General features: G+C 55.6%; 1 pseudogene. It reads left to right on the top strand.

Annotated elements, in window-relative coordinates:
* Positions 1 to 522 (top strand): annotated as a pseudogene (hycE, locus tag J5224_RS35095) (hydrogenase large subunit); the annotation flags it as partial.

The raw sequence follows: 522 nt of genomic DNA, 5'->3' as shown, positions 1-522 counted from the left end.
CGAAAATGCGATGGGCATTGTGGTGCCGCCACGGGCACACGCCATTCGCAGTATTCTGCTGGAAGTGGAGCGCCTGCACAGTCACCTGCTGAACATCGGTCTGTCGAGCCACTTCGTCGGTTTTGATACCGGGTTTATGCAATTCTTTCGCATCCGCGAAAAATCCATGACCATTGCCGAAATGCTGACCGGCGCGCGTAAAACCTATGGCCTGAACCTGATTGGCGGCATTCGCCGCGATATTCTGAAAGAGGACAGGCTGAAAACCATCAAGCTGTTTCGTGAGATGCGCACCGAAGTTATGCAACTCTCTGACATGCTGCTGAATACGCCTAATATGCTGCAACGCACGCAGGGCATTGGCATTTTGTCATCACAGGTGGCACGTGATTACAGCCCGGTGGGCCCGATGATTCGCGCCAGCGGCTTCCAACGCGACATGCGTATCGATCACCCCTACTCCGCCTACCTGGATTTGCCGATGGAACTGCACCACCTGAGCGCCGGGGACGTCTATTCCCG

This window comes from Candidatus Symbiopectobacterium sp. NZEC135 (genome assembly GCF_025962695.1).
The sequence above is the reverse complement of the archived record's forward strand: the minus strand, read 5'-3'. Positions and strand labels throughout refer to the sequence as shown.